We start from the raw sequence: 18,866 nt of genomic DNA, 5'->3' as shown, positions 1-18,866 counted from the left end.
CAAAATAATCTAGTGATGACTTCTTATTTTGATTGCAAATATCTAGGACTCTTCTTGTTCAAAAAAATAACTTGTGAAAAGCAACCAAGTATATCATCATGCTGTTAGTTGCACTAGCTACTAATAATTATGCATAATTTAGAAAACATCGCAGAGAAATTTAAAATATTGGGTTTTACGCTGCTTGAAAGTGATATTTACTGTTATTTGTTACGCCATGGTCTTAGTACTGGATATTCTATTGCTAAGGGTATCAATAAGCCTGCTGCAAATGTATATAAAGCGTTAGATACTCTTAGCCAGAAGGGAGGCGTGGTTGCGTCACAAGGAGCGAGTAAATCGTATAACGCAACACATTGGAAGGAACTGCTTAATAGTCATCAGAAGCAATTTGAAAAAGGGCTAGATGATTTAAGCGACAAGCTAAAGTTAATTGAAAAGCAAGAAGCTGACGAACAAGTTTATCAAGTAGATAACTACGCACAGGTAATAGATCACACTATAGATTTAATAAAAAGTGCTAAAAAAGTTGTTTTGGCTGATATTGAGCCAGACGCGATTCCATTATTTGAACCTGCATTGGTTGAAGCAGCTAATCGAGGTGTTGAAGTTAGAATAAAGGCTTATGAAGAAGTTGAGTTAGTCGGGGTGCATGTGACATTGCGACGTCACGGCTTGGATATTCATAAAAAAACTACCGATGTATCTTTCACTATTTGTATTGATGGAAATGAATTCTCAACAGCGATGTTGGCGCCGAATAATCTAAAAGTCATACAAGCATTTCGCAGTCAGAGTGCGTTAATGAATTCAATCGTACACAACTATGTTTTGTATGGGCAAGTGCTCACCGAACTTAAAGCTCAACTTAAAGACAATGATTTCGAACAGGCAAAAATGACTTTGAAAAATACAGAACATTTGCATCCATTAAGTGAAGAAAACTTTGTCTTTTATAACCTTAAACAACGATATGATATCTAATACATCGCTGCGAAAGGATATACGTAGTTAATAAAACATTTATCAGGGAAAATAATTGATATGAAAACGAAACTCTTTTTAATACTGCTTTTTTTGGGGGGGTACAGCCCTCTTTTAATGGCCGCTTCCGCACAGAAAGCAGCAAAGCAAACGGCTGAATACCTTAAAGGGTTTCCAGATCTTAATCCCGGTTATGGGCTAGTAGTAGTAACGCCTGATGAACTGGTGTTAAATCATGTTCAGGGGCTGAGAAATAGTGAGACCAAAGCACCATTGACAGTCAATACACCTATTTACATTGCCTCTCAAACAAAGGCTATCGTAGGGTTATTGGCTCATAAGTTGGATAAAAAAGGGGTTCTCAAATTAGATTCCACGCTGGCTGACCACTGGCCTCAACTTAAGTTGCCAGGAGCTATAAATGCAGCAGAGTGGACCATGTCTGATTTGTTAAATCATATGTTGCCCATCTATGCAGATGATCTGGTTTATTTGGAAGCGTATGTAACAGAGCTAAATTACCAAGATTATCCCAAAATTATCGAAACGACCGCAGTTAAAAGAGAGAGTGGATTTGAGTACGATAACCTAGGTTACAATATTTATACTGCCATTTTGCATCAGGCCACCGGGAAGCCTTGGCAACAATGGTTGCAGGAAGAAATATTTCAACCATTGAAGATGACTAAAACTTCTGCGAAAACATCTGACTTTCCTCTTACTGAATTGTCATGGAATCATGTCTGGCTAGGGGATGACAAAGGCTATATCGCCGTTCCTCCTAAAACAGACGCGATGATGCAGTCTTCAGGTGGCGTTGTCACCTCTACAACAGATTTGGCGAAATGGTTACAACTTCATTTAAAACAAGGCAATCAGATTGCTGGATTCAGTCATAAATTAATGACTTCAGCGCAGCAGTTGGGAACCAGTTATGAAGCCAGTGACCGTAATCCTTATGGTATGTTATGTGACGGTTATGCGTTTGGCTGGAATACGTGCAGTTTTAAAGAGCATCAAGTCTATTTGCACGGCGGGGGCTATACAGGGGCTAGAACAATCATGGCTTTTGTACCTAAGTTGAATGTAGGTATTGGTATATTTTCTAACTCCGACAACCAAACCGGTTGGCATACCGGTAACACCTTATCTCAGTTTCTTCATTATATGATTGATGAATCAACGGCCGAAGTGGCGGCCAAAGAACGTCAACTAGCCTATCCAAAGCGGATCAAAAGAAGTTTGGAAAATCGTCATAAGCGTATAGCCAAAAAACGTGGCGAAGCGTTATGGGGTAGCTGGCTGTGGAAACCAGCTAGGGCCGAGCTGCAGAACTATGTTGGTACTTATCATCATCCCTTGTTTCCAAAGCCAGTAATGGTAAGCCTTAATAAACAAAGCCTTCACATTCAGGCTGATAGTTTACAAGGAAAATTGGAGCCTGCGGTCGAAGACTTATTTGGGATGACGTCCAGCCCTTTGGGCAGCCCGATGCCAATTCAGTTTTCTCGAAATGCAGACAGTCTGGTAGAAGGCGTAACTTTGTACGGCCTTCAGTTTAAAAAACAATAGGGCGCAGAGTAAAAGGCTAACTGAGAATATATTGATCTAAAACAAGCTAGCGGTTTGGGCTTTATTTAGAACAGTCATGGCTCTTGCCTTGTTTGGTAATTTCCTTACTGGGATAACTTGAGAGAAGATATTCGAATGTTGACCAGACGGTTATAAAGTAATTGAGCCTAAACAACAAACAAAGTCATGTTGCTAAACTAAAAACCGTAATGGGTGTTTATGGAAGTTGTAGGTATCCTTTTAACTAAAAGGTTCCTGGTATTTAGGTGCACATTGAAAAATTTTAAATTCAAGCTTCTATAGTAACAATTGTGCGGTTAGTGAGAATTAGTCGCTAACCGTGCTCTTAAATAATTACTCTGTCTTATCTTTAAACTCGCACAAATCCTCAATGAGGCAAGAACCACACTTAGGCTTACGAGCGGTACATACATAACGGCCATGTAAAATAAGCCAGTGATGCACGTCGACCTTAAACTCAGCAGGTACAACTTTCTCAAGCTTTTTCTCAACTTCAACCACGTTTTTACCCATGGCGAACTTAGTACGGTTGGAAACGCGGTCGATGTGAGTGTCTACAGCAATCGTCGGCCAGCCAAACGCGGTATTTAGCACCACATTAGCTGTTTTTCGGCCTACGCCCGGGAGTGCTTCAAGTGCTTCACGGTTTTCAGGCACAATGGAGTTATGCTGTTCGACCAATATATGGCACATTTTATAGACATTATTGGCCTTTGAGTTAAATAAGCCAATGGTTTTTATATAATCTCTTAACCCTTCTAGACCAAGATCAATGATCTGTTGTGGGGTATTGGCAACAGGAAATAGTTTTCGAGTCGCTTTATTTACGCCGACATCGGTCGCTTGTGCTGAGAGTGTGACGGCTACTAACAGCTCAAAAGGAGAAGAATATTCTAGCTCGGTTTCAGGGTGTGGATTGTCATCCCTTAACCGAGTCAGAATTTCATAACGTTTTACTTTATTCATGACGGTAGTACTTACTTGTTACGTTAAACTGGTTACTCGAGCTCTTGGTGCTTTCTCTGGCGTATCAACGGTTATTGCTTTCGCTTTGATTTGCTCATCAATGACATTTTTACCTGCGATCAGCAGACCCAACCCTAAAAATGCGCCTGGTGGTAAAATTGCCACTAAAAACTGGCTATCAAACGTGAATAACTCAATACGTAAGAGGGTTGCCCATTCCCCAAGCAGTAAATTTGCACCATCAAATAATGTCCCTTGGCCCAGTACTTCTCGCATTGCCCCCAATACAAGTAATACCATGGCGAAGCCAAGGCCCATCATAATGCCGTCCCATGCTGAGAGTAAGGCATTATTTTTTGAAGCAAACGCTTCGGCGCGTCCAATGATGGCACAATTAGTAACAATGAGTGGTATGAAAATACCAAGTGATTGATACAGTCCAAAAGTGTAGGCATTCATCAGCAGTTGTATAATGGTGACGAATGCGGCAATGATCATGACAAACACCGGGATCCGGGTCTCTTTTGGCACCCATTCTCGTACCAATGATACGGTAACATTAGATCCCACGAGTACCAGTAATGTGGCAATACCTAGCCCTAGTGCATTGGTTACTGTACTACTTACTGCAAGCAGCGGGCACAATCCAAGTAATTGAACTAGCGCGGGGTTATTGCCCCATACTCCTTCTTTCATTAAAGCTTTTAATTGACTCATAGCGTTGCTCCACAGGCATTGTCTGCTTCGAATAATTCATCAAAATGTTGAATTGCATACCAGGTTGATTCTTTGACTGAGTCGACGACAGCGCGAGGTGTGATAGTTGCGCCAGTAAACTGATCAAATTGACCACCATCTTTTTTGACGGCAAAGCTGGCATCATCTTTCGTATTAACTGTTAAACCATTGAAGGTCGTAACCCAGTCGGATTTAGCTAATTCAACTTTATCTCCCAGCCCCGGGGTTTCTTCATGGCGCGTTATTCTCACACCAGAAATGCTTCCATCACGCATGACGGCAGTCAGGATATCAATATTACCGCTATAACCGCGTGGTGTGATATGCCTGATAAGTAAGGCCGTTGGTTGATTATTCATCTTGGCACGGTAAATCATGTGCGGCCCTTTAGGGCCTAACTCTGGTGCATTACTTAGTACACAGTCTTTATACAGTACATTATCGTAGTTGCTTTGTGGCAGTACTTGATTGAGTTGTTTTACTAAATTTTGTTGCTCTTGTTCTGCGATCCGTTCAGCGGTAATCGTTTGGATCAGTGCCACGCTGCCAGTGGTAGCCAATGCAAATGCAGTGAGGATCAAGCCATTCTTGTACATAGATTGTACGATCATTTCTTCGCTCCATGTCCGTACGTGCGGGGCTGAGTGTAATGCTCAATTAAAGGAACCGCCATGTTCATTAATAACACGGCAAATGCGACTGCATCAGGGTAACCACCGAAATGGCGTATCAGGTATATTAATAACCCAATTGCTGCGCCAAAAATGAGTCGACCTTTATTGGTGGTGCACGCAGAAACAGGATCTGTCGCGATAAAAAATGCCCCAAGCATGGTCGCACCACTAAATAAATGAAACATAGAACCGGCTTGCGTACCCGGGCTTACAATGTAGCCAATTGCACTACATATGGCGAGTGTCGCTATGAGTGAAACAGGAATGTGCCAGTTAATAACCTTGGTTTTAATTAAGTAAATACCCCCCAGTAAGTAAGCAACGTTAACCCATTGCCAACCAATGCCAGCATAATCAGAAAACTGTGCGCCTTTCATTGCTTCAGAGACAGTAAAACTCTGGCTCACTGCGGTTTTAACAGCATCTAACGGCGTTGCCATGGTTGTGCCATCAATACTGGTACGGACATTGTCTAAGGTTAATCCTGCGCTGTTGGTATGAGTAAATATCAAAGAGAATTGGTCCGTGAGGGCAATGGGGGCTCCAAGAAGCTGTTCTACGGGTATCCAGCTCGTCATTTGTACTGGAAAAGAAATAAGCAGTAAAACATAAGCTCCCATAGCAGGGTTAAATATGTTAAAGCCTAATCCGCCATATAGCTGTTTCACCATACCTATGGCAAAAACAATACCAATAACGGTGATCCACCATGGTGCGAGTGGGGGAATACTGATGGCAAGTAGCACTGCGGTAAGCCAAGCGCTTCCATCGTTTAACGTGGATAATATAGGTTTGTTGCGTAACTTTAAGATAACAGCTTCAACCAAAGTTGCTGTAACTAACGCAATAATGAGCTGAATTAGTACTCCAAACCCAAAGAAATAAGCTTGAGTAAGTATGCCTGGAATACAAGCACACATCACAGTGATCATTAATGTGCTCACTGATTTTTGGCTGTGATTGTGTGGTGATGAGGCCATGGTTAATTTCATGACGGGTCATTTCCTTCTTGTTCTTTACGTTTTTTCTTGGCTTTTGCCCGTGCAATGGCGGCAGCAACAGCAGCTTTTCGTGGGTCAACGTTGGCTTCAGTACTTACTGGGTCGCCAGTGTCTAATTCAGGCTTAGATACAGACTCAGCATTGTTTGCAAGTGGCGCTTCATCGCTGCCTTGTTCTTGTGCAAGCTTGGCCGCTTTTTTGGCTTTTGCCCGAGCAATGGCAGCAGCAACAGCTGCTTTTCTTGGGTCAACGTCGGCCTCAGTACTTACTGGATCGCCAGTGTCTAATTCCGGTTTCGATCCAGACTCAGCATTGTTTGCAAGTGGCGCTTCATCGTGGCCTTGTTCTTGCGCAAGCTTGGCCGCTTTTTTGGCTTTTGCCCGAGCAATGGCGGCAGCAACAGCAGCTTTACGTGGGTCAGCGTCGGCCTCAGTAGTTACTGGGTCGGCAGTATCTAATTCAGGCTTAGATCCAGACTCAGCATTGTTTGCAATTGGCGCTTCATCGCTGCCTTGTTCTTGCGCAAGCTTGGCCGCTTTTTTGGCTTTTGCCCGAGCAATGGCGGCAGCAACTGCGGCTTTACGTGGGTCAGCGTCGGCCTCAGTATTTACTGAGTCGGCAGTGTCTAACTCAGGTTTCGATCCAGACTCAGCATTGTTTGCAATTGGCGCTTCATCGCTGCCTTGTTCTTGCGCAAGCTTGGCCGCTTTTTTGGCTTTTGCCCGAGCAATGGCGGCAGCAACAGCAGCTTTTCGTGGGTCAGCGTCGGCCTCAGTATTTACTGGGTCGGCAGTGTCTAACTCAGGTTTCGATCCAGACTCAGGGTTGTTTACATGTGGCGCTTCATCGCTGCCTTGCTCTTGCGCAAGCTTGGCCGCTTTTTTCGCTTTAGCACGTTCTATGGCTGCGGCGACTGCGGCTTTTCGTGGATCAGTATCACTGTGTGTTTTCGCCGTTTCTGAGACTTCTTCAGGTACATTACCGTCAGAAGGTTTGGCAGCTTTTTTCGCTTTAGCGCGTGCAATGGCTGCGGCAACCGCTGCTTTGCGAGGATCAGCCTTTGTTTCATCAGGTGATGGTGTTTCAGAGGCGCAAGGCTTAGTTGTATCCAGATCTGCGATTGCCTGATCATCCGATAACTTTGCTGCTTTTTTCGCTTTGGCACGAGCGATGGCAGCAGCAACGGCAGATTTGCTATCGTTAGGTGTGTCATCATGTTGCTTTTGCGCTTTGTACTGACGAGCTTGTTCTTTACGCTTTTCGCGCTCTTGCATCATTTCACTGTTATCAGGCTGCACACTGCCATCGGCCATTTTTTTGGCTTTAGCGCGCTCAATAGCTGCTTGAACCGCTGATTTTTCGCCTTGCTTTTGTGTCACGCGTGACAGGGCATCAGCGACCTTCGCTTTTTCAGCTGCGGGTTTAGCTGGACGAGAAGAGGTGCGTGAGTGACGATTTTTACGTTCTTCTTGCTCTTGTTCCAAACGTGCTTTACGCGCTTCAAAGCGCACTTTAGCTCGCTCGGCATTGATCTGCTCTATTTTTTGTTCTCGGATCTCGGCTTTTGCCACACGATAATATTGCACAAGTGGTATTTCACTTGGACAAACATAAGAGCAAGCACCACATTCGATACAATCGAATAGGTTATAACTCTCTAATTTGTCGTACTCTTTGCCTTTAGCAAACCATTGTAGTTGTTGTGGTAATAAGGTTTGTGGGCAAACATCAGCACAGGCGCTACAACGAATACAGGCTTTCTCTTCACCTGCATGTGCTAATTCTGAATTGTCTGGCGCTAAAATACAGTTGGTTGTTTTGACCACTGGGATCCGAACGGTTGGGAGCGTAAAGCCCATCATTGGCCCGCCCATCACAACGCGTTGCGCCTCTACGGGTTCAAACCCTTGGCTATCTAATAGGTGCTTTATTTCAGTGCCAATTAATGCCCACACATTACGTGCATCTGTAATGGTACTGCCTGTTACGGTGACGACGCGCTCAATTAACGGTTTACCTTTAAATACGGCTTCACTTACAGCAAATAATGTACCGACGTTTTGCACCAACACACCTATGTCAGCGGGGATCCCGCCACTGGGTACTTCTTGAGAGGTGAGTACTTTGATTAACTGTTTCTCACCACCAGATGGATATATTGTTGGTATTGCTCTGACAATAATATTTGGATTATGTTTACTGGCATTTTGCAGCGCGTCGACAGCTTCAGGTTTGTTATCTTCTATCCCAATAAGCGTGATTGTGGGCGTAAGAAGATGCTGCATTATTTCAATGCCTTGTACGATTTGCTCTGCGTGTTCACGCATTAACATGTCATCGGCAGTGATATAGGGCTCACACTCTACGCCATTGACAATTAAGAACTCAACGGGGCGTTGACTGTCAGCTTTGATATAAGTTGGAAAACCAGCGCCGCCCATACCGGCGATGCCTGCATTGTGAATTAGATCTATCAAAGCTTGATGAGATAGCTGCTCTATGCTGGTTACTGGAGTGAGTTCAGTCCAAGTGTCTTTACCATCTGGCGTTAAAATAATACTTAATTCAGGTAATGCGGATGGATGAGCTGAGGGCATTGGAGCTATGTCAGTGATTTCGCCTGATGTTGGCGCATGAATCGGCAATGACCAATTCCCACTGGGTTGTGTGAGCGCTTGCCCTTTTAAAACATGTTGCCCTTTATTTACAATTAATTGCCCGTTTGCGCCAATGTGCTGTTTGAGCGGTAAAACTAGCTTAGACGGCAGGGCTAAACGTGCAATTGGCTTGTCGTTTGACAGTGTTTTTTGCTGTGGCGGGTGGATCCCGCCAGGAAACTGCCAAAGCGTCCCTAGTTCTATTTGTTCAAGTAATGTATCCACTTAAACCTCTTAATCTATTTGCGTCACGGAGATAGCATTAAGCTGCCATTTCCATGTTTGCTTTGTTTGTTCTACTGGAAGCATATCAATGCAATCGACGGGGCAGGGTTCTACGCATAAATCGCACCCTGTACACTCATCATCGATGACGGTATGCATTTGACGGGTCGCACCGACAATTGCGTCGACAGGGCAGGCTTGAATACACTTTGTACACCCAATACATTCATCTTCTCGAATGTAGGCTACTGTTTTTATGGGCTCTGCTTCTTCGCCACCGGCAAGGGGTTTGGCATCAACCCCCATTAAATCTGCGAGTTTTTTAACCGTGGCGTCACCACCTGGCGGGCATTTATTAATTTCATCGCCATTTGCGATAGCTTCAGCATAAGGGCGACAACCTGGGTAGCCGCATTGTCCACATTGGGTTTGAGGTAAAATAGCATCAACTTGTTCAACAATGGGGCTACTTTCAACACGGTATTTTACGGCGGCATAACCTAAAATTATACCGAAGATGAGCGCTAAGGAGCCCAGCGCGATTAAAGCATACATCAACGTCATCGTTATAACTTCACTAATCCAGAAAAGCCCATAAAGGCGAGAGACATAAGGCCTGCGGTGATCATAGCGATTGACGCGCCTTTAAACGGTGCTGGCACGTCGGCAAGTGCTAAACGTTCACGTAATGCGGCAAACAAAACAAGTACTAACGAAAACCCGACCGCAGCACCAAATCCATATACAGCTGACTCAATGAGCGTATGGTCATTTTTTATGTTTAGCAGTGCAACACCCAGTACTGCGCAGTTAGTTGTGATCAATGGTAAGAAGATACCAAGCAGGCGGTAGAGCGTTGGGCTGGTTTTACGCACCACCATTTCTGTAAATTGGACCACAACCGCTATCACTAGAATAAAGCTCATCGTTCTTAAGAAATCGAGCTCTAGTGGTAACAAGATATATTGATTCACTAAATAACTGGTCACTGAGGCCAATGTCAGCACAAATGTTGTGGCTAAGGACATGCCTATGGCGGTGTCTAACTTACCTGATACACCCATAAATGGGCATAAGCCAAGAAATTGCACCAATACAAAGTTGTTTACCAGCACCGTGCCAATAAGCAACATAATATATTCAGTCATTAAAGCCCCTTTGCTAAAAACTGATGGATGGTCATTTGGTTGGGATTTTAGCAATTTTAAACGAGAAGATCATAATAAATACAAAGGTGTTTATTTAATATCTACCTGATTTGCGCGTTTTTGTTGACAGCCTAGTTAGTAAGTCATAATACCAATACGGTATTATGACTTATATAGATTGGCGTAATGCTTATATTTCTTTGGGTTTTTCGATGTAATAGCCTTGCACGCCATCTAGGCAGAGGGTTTCTACAATGTGCTTTTCTTCTTGGCTTTCAACACCTTCGGCAAATACACTGACCCCAATCCTATGGGCAAGATCGACCATTAATCTCATAAAGTATTGGTTATTTTTATCTTCTTCTAAACCTCGGGTGTAGCTTGCATCCATCTTAATGAAATCAGGTTTCAAGTCTCGGAAGAATTTAAACGAGGTTAGGCCCACACCAAAGCGTTCAACGGTAATACGCGCACCCACGCGGTGCACCATATCAATAAAACGTTTACTTGCTTTAATATTTTGCTGTAACCCAAATTCACTGACTTCAAAAACCAGTTTAGAGGCGATGTTAGCGTCTTTAAGTAATCGTCTCTCAAGCCAAATAACGAATTGGTCGCTGTGAGCACTTGAAGCCGTCACATTGATGCCAAAAAACTTTTCAGTAAAGTTGCGTGTTTTAATTAATTCTAGTGAGCTGTCAATAATTAGCTTATCAATTTCGATTGCCATATCGAGCTTTTCTGCCATGGCAAGAAAGGAAGCCGTTGGCAGCATTTGGCCTTCTTCTGTTTTAAAGCGCGCTTGAATTTCAGCATACGCTTTCACATTTTTACCAATGGGCATGATGTTTTGCATCATTAAGCTAACGCGTTTAGAGTCGATTACATCGTGAATGACTTTGCGCCAGTTTTGGTTACCAAATCCAGCCCCTACATTATTTACCAGATCCGACTCGCGCTGAATATGCCATGCATTGGCTTGTTTACTTTGTGCCATACTCATTGCGTTATCTACTACTGATAGGAGTTCACCGAGTGGTTTGCCTGTTTCGTAAGGCACAATGCCTGTGTTTGCTACTGAGCTGAGCTCTTGATTTTGCTGAAATTGCGTAAATCTTGCTTGTAAAGTTTCGCCGAAATGCTCAGCTTCTTTAGAAGGAACATTTGGTAATATAACCGCAAAATCAGAGCTATTTAAACGAAACGTTTGGCTGCCTGTATAGGTGCCACTTACATGCTTTATTATGTCAGAGACTGACTTAATGTACTCATCGCCTTTTTGGTAACCACGAGTTTGGTTGATCACTTGCAATTCGCTACAGCGTATCATTGCCAAAGTACCAAAGCTTTTCTTATTGCTAGATTCAATCTGGTGCTCGTAATATTCCACAAACATATTTCGATTGCCTAGACCTGTTATTACATCTTTGTAGGCTTCTTGCTTAATACTTTGCGCGGCTGTTTGAATATCTTCTTGCTTGCTTTTTAAAAAGTGGGCTAAGCGATTGAAAGAGGGGGCGAGTTCTGCACCCAAAGCCTGCATTTTCGTGGTATTGAATTCGTTTTCAATGCTTTCTGTAACTTGATTTTGCGTTATGTACACGTCAACGGCATTTGCAACGGTAATACTCACATTCCGGTTTAAACGTTTATATATTGCTTTCATATAAATGATAGGAATAAAGGCAACGAGTGCCGTGAGGATAAAAAGCAAGAGTAGGGCTTGCTGCAGCAGCTGAGCCTGACTTTGCGCATTAATCATAAATTCAATTTTTATATCTTTTGCGACATTGACAGAAAACTGGGGGCGAACGGCATTTATATTCGCTTCAATCATTTCTGCCAAAACAGGGAGTGGGGCAGCGGTATCGACATTTAACACGGTATCGCCGTTAAAGTCGCGAACGATAAATGTAGAAAACACATTGCCATTAGATAACGCCTGGCGAATATGATCAGGTGTTACGTTATTCATTGTTTTGTTTTGGATATATTGCGTCACCATGACTTGCGCGCTTTGCTGGGCTCTGCTCACTGCGGAGTCAAAACTAGAAGCAAAGAAGAATGTGCCAATCAATGAAAATGTTAGCCACAGAGACAATTGTAAAAATATAAGTTTTTTAAAACCAGCCATTGTTTTATCTATCTGTTAAGGAAGAGAAAATTTTGTATTTTTAAGTAACCAGTGATGGTTTTCGAAAAACTTTTGTAGAGTAGTGCAAATAAGAGGAAAAGTCTATTAGATTCGTCATATTGGCTCCCCCTCCCCGACTCGAACGGGGGACCTGCGGATGTTACAAATAGGCCTCTTAAACAAAAGTGGTGAATTTTAAGCATTAAGGTGTAATTTTGACCAAAAAGCCTGTTTTTTACAAAATTGATTTTGATCATTCTCACTCAGTGCAGATCTACTGGCCTTGATCATGGCTTTTATGAGACAAAAGTTTGCATACTAACGATATAAGGTAGGTAATTTGTGCTGTTGTCAGGATCATTCAGAGTACTTTTATTCATTGTAAAAAGAATTTTATTTTAAAACATGAACTTATCGTTGCTTTTCCGAGCAGTGCATTTTCTACCAAGAAATGCTCATAGCACAGAAATAATATTGTGAAGAGAAAGATCATCATCAAAGTGTATAAAGATCGTTCAGTACCAAAAAGCGTATAATAGTTGATCGTGCCGTAGGGCCTTATTTTATTGGCGTTTCTAGAGTTACCCACAGAATCTGTGGATAACACTGTTTATTAATATTTAAGAAGTGTGTCAACGCTATGAATATAGGGCAATACAGGCATTTCAATATCTTTTTAAAGAAAATTTTTTCTCAATATTTTCAGTTGGTTACTATGTTTTGCAGAAATTGGCTGAGAATATGTTTTTGATGAAGGTTTTGTGACCAAATTGCCGTTTGTCTGTGCAAAAAAAATACGTTTTACTCGTGTGATTGTAAGTAAATTGTCATCTAAGCGATTTAAGCCTTATTTTACGACATATTCCACTTAAAACCATTCCATGAGGACGAAGTAGGGGGTTTCTCAGCTTATTAAAGTAATTATTCGTTTATGGTCTGGGTTTAGTGAGTGGGATGATCTAGAATACTTGGCTCACCAACAGAGGTCCTAAACGTATGGCATCCGTGCAGCAGTCAGACAAAATTAATGACATTCTTGAAGGGTCAATACCTGCCACCTTAAAGAGAATGACCATCCCCATGATATTTGGCATGATCACTTTGATGATGTTCAATTTAGTAGACACATTCTTCATCAGTATGTTGGGTACCGAACAATTGGCAGCCGTTAGCTTTACCTTTCCTGTTACTTTTACTGTGATCAGCTTAGCTATAGGTTTAGGAATTGGCACATCCGCTGTTATTGCTAAGGCACTGGGCAGTGGAAATATAGAAGAAGCGCGCTTTGATGCGACGGTTGCGTTACTTATTTCTGCCGTGTTTGTGTTTTGTTTATCGATAATTGGCTATTTACTCATTGAGCCAACTTTTTATTTACTTGGTGCAAATAATGATGTGATGCCATATATCTATGACTATATATCAGTATGGTTTCTTGGGAGTGTGTTTTTAATCACCCCTATGATTGGTAACTCGGTTCTTCGTGCCAGCGGAGATACTAAAACGCCAAGTTTTATTATGGGGTTTGCAGGGTTAATAAATGCCATTCTTGACCCGTTATTAATATTTGGTGTTGGTCCATTTCCCGAGCTTGGTATTAAAGGTGCTGCCATTGCAAGTGTCATCGCTTGGTCTGTTGCTGTTGCCATCATCCTGTACTTATTAGCGGTAAAAAAACGTTTGTTGAGTCTGAATCCTGGGCGACAAGGTGTAATAGCGGCGAGTAAAAAAATATTGAAAATCGGTTTCCCCGCAGCTGGCGCTAATATGTTAACGCCGATTGCGATGGCGGTTATGACTGCGATTGTTGCAAAATATGGCCCAGAAGCAGTCGCAGCATTTGGTGTCGGCAGCCGTATTGAGTCAATTGCGAGTTTAGTAGTACTCGCGCTGTCTATGACGCTACCCCCATTTATCAGCCAAAATTATGGTGCAAAAAGCTACGATAGAGTTAAAGAGGCGTACCGTACCAGTCTAAAGTTTGTGATGGCTTTTCAATTTGCGGTTTATCTTGTACTACTGATCAGTTCTGGGTTGATTAGTCGAACATTTGGTCATGAGCCGGAAGTAATACGAGTTATAGAGTTGTTTATTTATATCATGCCTTTAAGCTATGGTTTTCAAGGGGTGATTATTTTAACTAACTCATCGTTGAATGCCTTACACAAACCTATGAATGCTTTGGTGTTGAGTGTGATCCGTTTATTTGTGTTTTATGTACCATTGGCGTATGTCGGTTCGCGTTTAGGTGGGCTGCCGGGGTTGTTTATTGGTGCCGCGTTAGGCAATTTATTAACGGCGTTAGTGTCATATCAGTGGTTTTGTCGCAGCATTGAACGTATGCATAGCGCGTCATTAAAAAGGTCAATGTCATGAGTGAAGATTTATTTAAATTGGTTTCTCCGTTTACGCCTAATGGAGATCAACCGAGTGCCATTGCCCAATTGTGCGACGGACTGGAAGCAGGGCTTGCACATCAAACCTTGCTTGGTGCAACCGGTACCGGTAAGACATTTACAATGGCCAATATTATCAACACATTAAATCGGCCAACCATTATTATGGCGCACAATAAAACATTAGCGGCGCAGTTATATGGAGAAATGAAAGAGTTTTTCCCTAATAACTCTGTTGAGTACTTTGTGTCATATTATGATTATTACCAGCCAGAAGCGTATGTTGTTGCCAGTGATACGTTCATAGAGAAAGATGCGTCAATCAATGAACACATTGAACAAATGCGCTTATCTGCGACGAAGGCGCTATTAGAGCGCAGTGATACCATTATTGTTGCATCAGTGTCTGCTATTTATGGTTTGGGTGATCCCGATTCATATATGAAGATGATGTTATTACTTAAGGTTGGGGAGACCATAAATCAACGTGATATGTTAAGGCGTCTTGCGGAACTACAATATACGCGCAACGACACCGACTTTAGTCGTGGTACTTATCGAGTGCGGGGTGAAGTGATTGATATTTTCCCAGCTGAGTCTGACACTTATGCTATTCGTGTGGAACTTTTTGATGATGAAGTTGAACGTTTAAGTGTTTTTGATCCATTGACTGGGGCCGTTGAGAAGTTGCTAATACGTGCCACAATTTACCCTAAAACTCACTACGTGACGCCACGAGAAAAGATTTTATCAGCCATTGATAATATTAAGGACGAGCTAAAGCTTAGGCGTGAACAGTTATTATCTAATAATAAATTGGTGGAAGAGCAACGTGTTGCGCAGCGTACACAATATGACATAGAAATGATGACCGAGCTTGGTTATTGTTCAGGTATTGAAAATTATAGTCGGTATTTATCAGGACGAAATCCTGGAGACGCGCCTCCGACCCTATTAGATTACTTACCAGATAATGCATTAATGATCATAGATGAATCCCATGTCACGGTTTCTCAGATTGGTGCCATGTATAAAGGTGATAGAAGTCGTAAAGAGAATTTGGTCGAGTATGGTTTTAGGTTACCTTCTGCGATGGACAATAGACCATTAAAATTTGATGAATTTGAAGCCATCGCACCACAAACGATTTATGTGTCGGCAACACCGGGTGACTTTGAACTGGAGCGTTCTAATGGAGATGTTGCTGAGCAAGTTATTCGTCCAACAGGGTTGTTAGACCCTGTTTTAGAAGTGCGACCCGTATCAACCCAGGTTGACGATTTACTTTCAGAAATATATTTACGAGTAGAAAAGAAAGAGCGGGTATTGGTTACCACTTTGACTAAGCGAATGTCGGAAGACTTGACTGATTATTTGAGCGACCACGATGTCAAAGTCCGTTATTTGCATTCAGACATTGATACCGTTGAACGGATGGAGATCATTCGAGATTTGCGCAAGGGTGTTTTTGATGTGTTAGTTGGTATTAACTTACTTCGTGAAGGCTTAGATATGCCAGAGGTATCGTTAGTAGCCATACTTGATGCTGACAAAGAAGGGTTTTTACGCTCGGCACGTTCACTTATTCAAACAATAGGGCGAGCAGCTAGGCATCTTAACGGTCGCGCTATTTTGTATGGAGATAAAATTACAAAATCAATGCAAAAAGCCATCGAAGAGACTGAGCGCCGCCGCACTATTCAGCAAGCATATAATGAAAAACATGGTATAGAGCCACAAGGTTTAGTGAAAAAAATCATTGATGTAATGGATGTTGGAGAAGAAGTCAGTGACGGTTCAGTAACAGAAGCTATAGTTAATACTGAAAATCGTGCCGGTGGTACACTGGATGCCAAACAGTTAGCTCATAAAATTAGTGAATTAGAAACACAGATGATGCAGCATGCACGTGATCTCGAGTTTGAAAAAGCTGCTAGAGTGCGAGACGAAATTCATGAATTACAGCAGCTGTTAATTAATATTTAATCCGAATTAATAGCGTAATGTGGATAATGCTTGTACATATTCACACTTACTCCATGATTCCTGTTTAATATCTGATTGGGTTTTGTTATTTGCAAGTATTGATCATCTCTATGCAGTTTATTATTTTTAAATGAGACATTGTTTACTATGTCGACGCACTTTTGGGGTTATTGGGTTACTTTTACTAAGTCGCTTCTCTTGGGCTATGCAAGATTTAGTCGATATTCAAGCACAATTAGCCCATGAACCAAAAGTTGCATTGCAAGCAGTTACTTTAAAGCTAGAAGCGCTGAACGATGAAACTTTATCTATTAATCATGAAGTGTGGTTTGCGTATAAAGAAGTCGAAATTACAGCACAGATTAAGCTGGGTTTATTAGATGAAGCTAAAGCCAGTGCTCTGGTGTTGTATGCACAATATGACGCCGATGGTTTTCCTATTTACCGTGCTAAAACAGCATTTTTATTAGCTGTTGCCAATCAATCTACCAGTAATTCACAGCAGAGCGTCGCTTACTTAGAAGAAGCAATGGCCTTGGTGGCAGATAAAAATGAGCCAGAGTTGCAAGCGGATATACTTGCTAATTTGGGACGTGCTTACCGATACAAAGCGGAATATGACAAAGCATTAAATTACACCACTCGTGCGTTAGAAATAGCATTTGAATTAAAAAGCCCTTCAAAACAAGCCAATTTTCATAACCAAATAGGCGTTATTTACGATTATATTGGCAATGTAGAACTTGCGTTGCTGCATCATGAACGGTCATTGCGGCTGCAGCAGCAGCTAGGGAACCAGCAAGGGATTTCTAATTCACTCTATAATATTGGTGAAATCTATCGAGATTTAAACAAGCTGCCATTGGCACTCTCTCACTTTCGTCAAGCATTGGCCGTTGATGAGTCATTAGGTAATCCCATTCACATTGCGAATAGCCATAGTAAGTTAGCTCAAGTGAATATGAGTTTGAATAAGCTCAGCATCGCCAAATCACATGTTGAAACCGGCTTAGCATTAGTCAGGGAGCTTAATGCACCCAGTGATATCAGTTGGCAATTGAGTATATTAGCCAGTATTTACTTGGCGATGGGAGAGTTTGGGCAAGCAAAAGTTTCTGCCAATGAGGCATTAGAGCTTGCTATTTCGGCGCATGCAAAAAGAACGGAGAGGTCTGTCAGGTTAACGCTGATAGAAATTGCTGTTGCGCAAAACGCTAACCCTGAAGCGTTAAAACAAATTGAGACGATGCTTGCTTTACCTGGTTTAAGTCGCACATATCAGAGCCGCTTATATCAACTTCAAGCAACTGTGCATGAAAGAAATAAGGCCTTTGAGCTTGCGATTGTCAGTTATAAAGCCTATCAAGATGTCCAACAGGCGTTATTTGAGCATTTAGATAAGCAGCAGACAGAACGTCTAAAGAAAAGTGTTGAAGTGGTACGTCAAGATCAAGAATTATCCTTGTTGCAAAAAGAACGTGCATTGCAAAAAGCAAGCTTAGCTAATTTAGAATTACAACGCGGCATAGTCATTCTGTTATTACTCTTACTGTTCGGTGTGCTGTGCTTGATTTTTACACGACAAAAACAAAAGCAGCGCTTATTTGATGTAAAAGCCAAGCTGTTGGCTGATAACTTAGAGCAGAAAAACCGTTTACTCGCAGATGTTTCTCATGAATTGCGGACACCTCTGACCGCTTTGAAGCTTTCTATAGAAGCGCTTCAATTCAATTTAGAGCCCAACATTGAACGTGCATATACTAAAGTTCACAGTAAAATATCTCAGTTGGATAATTTGATAGCCGATATTTATCGTTCAGCACAATTTGATAATAATGCTTTGCGGCTAGACAAAGAAGCCTGTTCAGTTAATGCGTTGATAGAAGATGTAGAGCAAGATTTTATACCTCGTTATAATGGGAAGCAGCACACATTGACGACAAACTGCCAAGATAATGTTGCTATCACATTGGACTCAGAGAGGGTTAAGCAAGTTCTAATTAATTTACTCAATAACAGTTTGGCATATACGAATGAGGGGGGGGAAACTCGCCTTACAATGCAAGAAACTCATGAAGGAGTTGAGATCACGGTGGAAGATTCTGCTCCGGGGTTAACTGACGCTGATCTAACACGTGTTTTTGAAAGACTGTATCGATGTGAAGAGTCAAGAAGTCGGGATTTAGGCGGTTCTGGGTTGGGTTTATCTATTTGTCAGCAAATCCTGTTAGCACATGAGGGCCGTATATATGCCGAGCATAGTTTATTAGGGGGTGTGAAGTTTGTGGTGGTACTGCCATCAGAGTAAGGCGTGATTGATTAATTTTGTGAAAATAACCCTCAAGACTGGTTATTTTATTGTGC

The 18,866-nt window shown here is 42.0% G+C and carries 13 protein-coding genes; 5 read left to right on the top strand and 8 right to left on the bottom strand.

Annotated elements, in window-relative coordinates; translation table 11 throughout:
• The first annotated feature begins 129 nt into the window (after positions 1 to 129).
• On the top strand, positions 130 to 984 hold the full coding sequence (locus BGP78_RS00795; RefSeq protein ID WP_119859624.1) for a TrmB family transcriptional regulator: 855 nt from the start codon (positions 130 to 132) through the stop codon (positions 982 to 984).
• A 60-nt stretch (positions 985 to 1,044) separates the two neighbouring features.
• Positions 1,045 to 2,556 carry a serine hydrolase gene (locus tag BGP78_RS00790; RefSeq protein WP_119859623.1) on the top strand — a complete coding sequence of 504 codons (1,512 nt, stop codon included), beginning with the start codon at positions 1,045 to 1,047 and terminating at the stop codon, positions 2,554 to 2,556.
• Between the two features lie 354 nt (positions 2,557 to 2,910).
• On the opposite strand, the gene nth is transcribed toward BGP78_RS00790, so the two are convergent.
• The 8 genes from nth to BGP78_RS00750 all read right to left on the bottom strand — a co-directional run bounded on the left by nth (position 2,911) and on the right by BGP78_RS00750 (position 12,120).
• Positions 2,911 to 3,543: an endonuclease III gene (nth, locus tag BGP78_RS00785; RefSeq protein ID WP_010367941.1), complete on the bottom strand. Its 633-nt coding sequence runs from the start codon at positions 3,541 to 3,543 to the stop codon at positions 2,911 to 2,913.
• Between the two features lie 18 nt (positions 3,544 to 3,561).
• Positions 3,562 to 4,260, bottom strand: coding sequence for an electron transport complex subunit E (locus BGP78_RS00780; RefSeq protein ID WP_119859622.1), 699 nt, complete (start codon positions 4,258 to 4,260; stop codon positions 3,562 to 3,564).
• Entirely contained in the window at positions 4,257 to 4,892 is a 636-nt protein-coding gene (rsxG, locus tag BGP78_RS00775; protein WP_119859621.1) for an electron transport complex subunit RsxG, read from the bottom strand. The genes BGP78_RS00780 and rsxG overlap by 4 nt, the downstream gene beginning before the upstream one ends.
• On the bottom strand, positions 4,889 to 5,947 hold the full coding sequence (rsxD, locus tag BGP78_RS00770) for an electron transport complex subunit RsxD (protein WP_119859620.1): 1,059 nt from the start codon (positions 5,945 to 5,947) through the stop codon (positions 4,889 to 4,891). The genes rsxG and rsxD overlap by 4 nt, the downstream gene beginning before the upstream one ends.
• Positions 5,944 to 8,838 carry an electron transport complex subunit RsxC gene (gene rsxC, locus BGP78_RS00765; RefSeq protein ID WP_119859619.1) on the bottom strand — a complete coding sequence of 965 codons (2,895 nt, stop codon included), beginning with the start codon at positions 8,836 to 8,838 and terminating at the stop codon, positions 5,944 to 5,946. Before rsxC ends, rsxD begins: the two co-directional genes overlap by 4 nt.
• A gap of 9 nt (positions 8,839 to 8,847) precedes the next feature.
• A complete protein-coding gene (gene rsxB / locus BGP78_RS00760) occupies positions 8,848 to 9,402 on the bottom strand; it encodes an electron transport complex subunit RsxB (RefSeq protein ID WP_119859618.1) in 555 nt (184 codons plus the stop codon).
• A gap of 2 nt (positions 9,403 to 9,404) precedes the next feature.
• Positions 9,405 to 9,986, bottom strand: coding sequence for an electron transport complex subunit RsxA (gene rsxA, locus BGP78_RS00755; RefSeq protein WP_119859617.1), 582 nt, complete (start codon positions 9,984 to 9,986; stop codon positions 9,405 to 9,407).
• Between the two features lie 190 nt (positions 9,987 to 10,176).
• Positions 10,177 to 12,120 carry an EAL domain-containing protein gene (locus tag BGP78_RS00750; protein ID WP_119859616.1) on the bottom strand — a complete coding sequence of 648 codons (1,944 nt, stop codon included), beginning with the start codon at positions 12,118 to 12,120 and terminating at the stop codon, positions 10,177 to 10,179.
• Between the two features lie 996 nt (positions 12,121 to 13,116).
• Here BGP78_RS00750 and BGP78_RS00745 point away from each other — a divergent pair.
• The 3 genes from BGP78_RS00745 to BGP78_RS00735 all read left to right on the top strand — a co-directional run bounded on the left by BGP78_RS00745 (position 13,117) and on the right by BGP78_RS00735 (position 18,810).
• Positions 13,117 to 14,496 carry an MATE family efflux transporter gene (locus BGP78_RS00745; protein WP_119859615.1) on the top strand — a complete coding sequence of 460 codons (1,380 nt, stop codon included), beginning with the start codon at positions 13,117 to 13,119 and terminating at the stop codon, positions 14,494 to 14,496.
• Positions 14,493 to 16,502 (top strand): excinuclease ABC subunit UvrB, encoded by a 2,010-nt coding sequence (gene uvrB / locus BGP78_RS00740; RefSeq protein WP_119859614.1) that lies wholly within the window; start codon positions 14,493 to 14,495, stop codon positions 16,500 to 16,502. The genes BGP78_RS00745 and uvrB overlap by 4 nt, the downstream gene beginning before the upstream one ends.
• Before the next feature lie 130 nt (positions 16,503 to 16,632).
• A complete protein-coding gene (locus tag BGP78_RS00735) occupies positions 16,633 to 18,810 on the top strand; it encodes an ATP-binding protein (RefSeq protein WP_119859613.1) in 2,178 nt (725 codons plus the stop codon).
• Positions 18,811 to 18,866 lie beyond the last annotated feature (56 nt).

The organism is Pseudoalteromonas sp. MSK9-3 (genome assembly GCF_003590335.1).
Classification (GTDB): domain Bacteria; phylum Pseudomonadota; class Gammaproteobacteria; order Enterobacterales; family Alteromonadaceae; genus Pseudoalteromonas.
This window is presented reverse-complemented; position numbering and strand designations above follow the sequence as displayed.

Excerpts from the sequence above, each read along its gene's own strand:
- BGP78_RS00795 (WP_119859624.1), top strand. The coding sequence starts at position 130 with ATGCATAATTTAGAAAACATCGCAGAGAAATTTAAAATATTGGGTTTT.
- rsxG (WP_119859621.1), bottom strand. The coding sequence starts at position 4,892 with ATGATCGTACAATCTATGTACAAGAATGGCTTGATCCTCACTGCATTT.
- BGP78_RS00735 (WP_119859613.1), top strand. The coding sequence starts at position 16,633 with ATGAGACATTGTTTACTATGTCGACGCACTTTTGGGGTTATTGGGTTA.
- BGP78_RS00790 (WP_119859623.1), top strand. The coding sequence starts at position 1,045 with ATGAAAACGAAACTCTTTTTAATACTGCTTTTTTTGGGGGGGTACAGC.
- rsxD (WP_119859620.1), bottom strand. The coding sequence starts at position 5,947 with ATGAAATTAACCATGGCCTCATCACCACACAATCACAGCCAAAAATCA.
- nth (WP_010367941.1), bottom strand. The coding sequence starts at position 3,543 with ATGAATAAAGTAAAACGTTATGAAATTCTGACTCGGTTAAGGGATGAC.
- BGP78_RS00745 (WP_119859615.1), top strand. The coding sequence starts at position 13,117 with ATGGCATCCGTGCAGCAGTCAGACAAAATTAATGACATTCTTGAAGGG.
- BGP78_RS00780 (WP_119859622.1), bottom strand. The coding sequence starts at position 4,260 with ATGAGTCAATTAAAAGCTTTAATGAAAGAAGGAGTATGGGGCAATAAC.
- rsxB (WP_119859618.1), bottom strand. The coding sequence starts at position 9,402 with ATGACGTTGATGTATGCTTTAATCGCGCTGGGCTCCTTAGCGCTCATC.
- BGP78_RS00750 (WP_119859616.1), bottom strand. The coding sequence starts at position 12,120 with ATGGCTGGTTTTAAAAAACTTATATTTTTACAATTGTCTCTGTGGCTA.
- uvrB (WP_119859614.1), top strand. The coding sequence starts at position 14,493 with ATGAGTGAAGATTTATTTAAATTGGTTTCTCCGTTTACGCCTAATGGA.
- rsxA (WP_119859617.1), bottom strand. The coding sequence starts at position 9,986 with ATGACTGAATATATTATGTTGCTTATTGGCACGGTGCTGGTAAACAAC.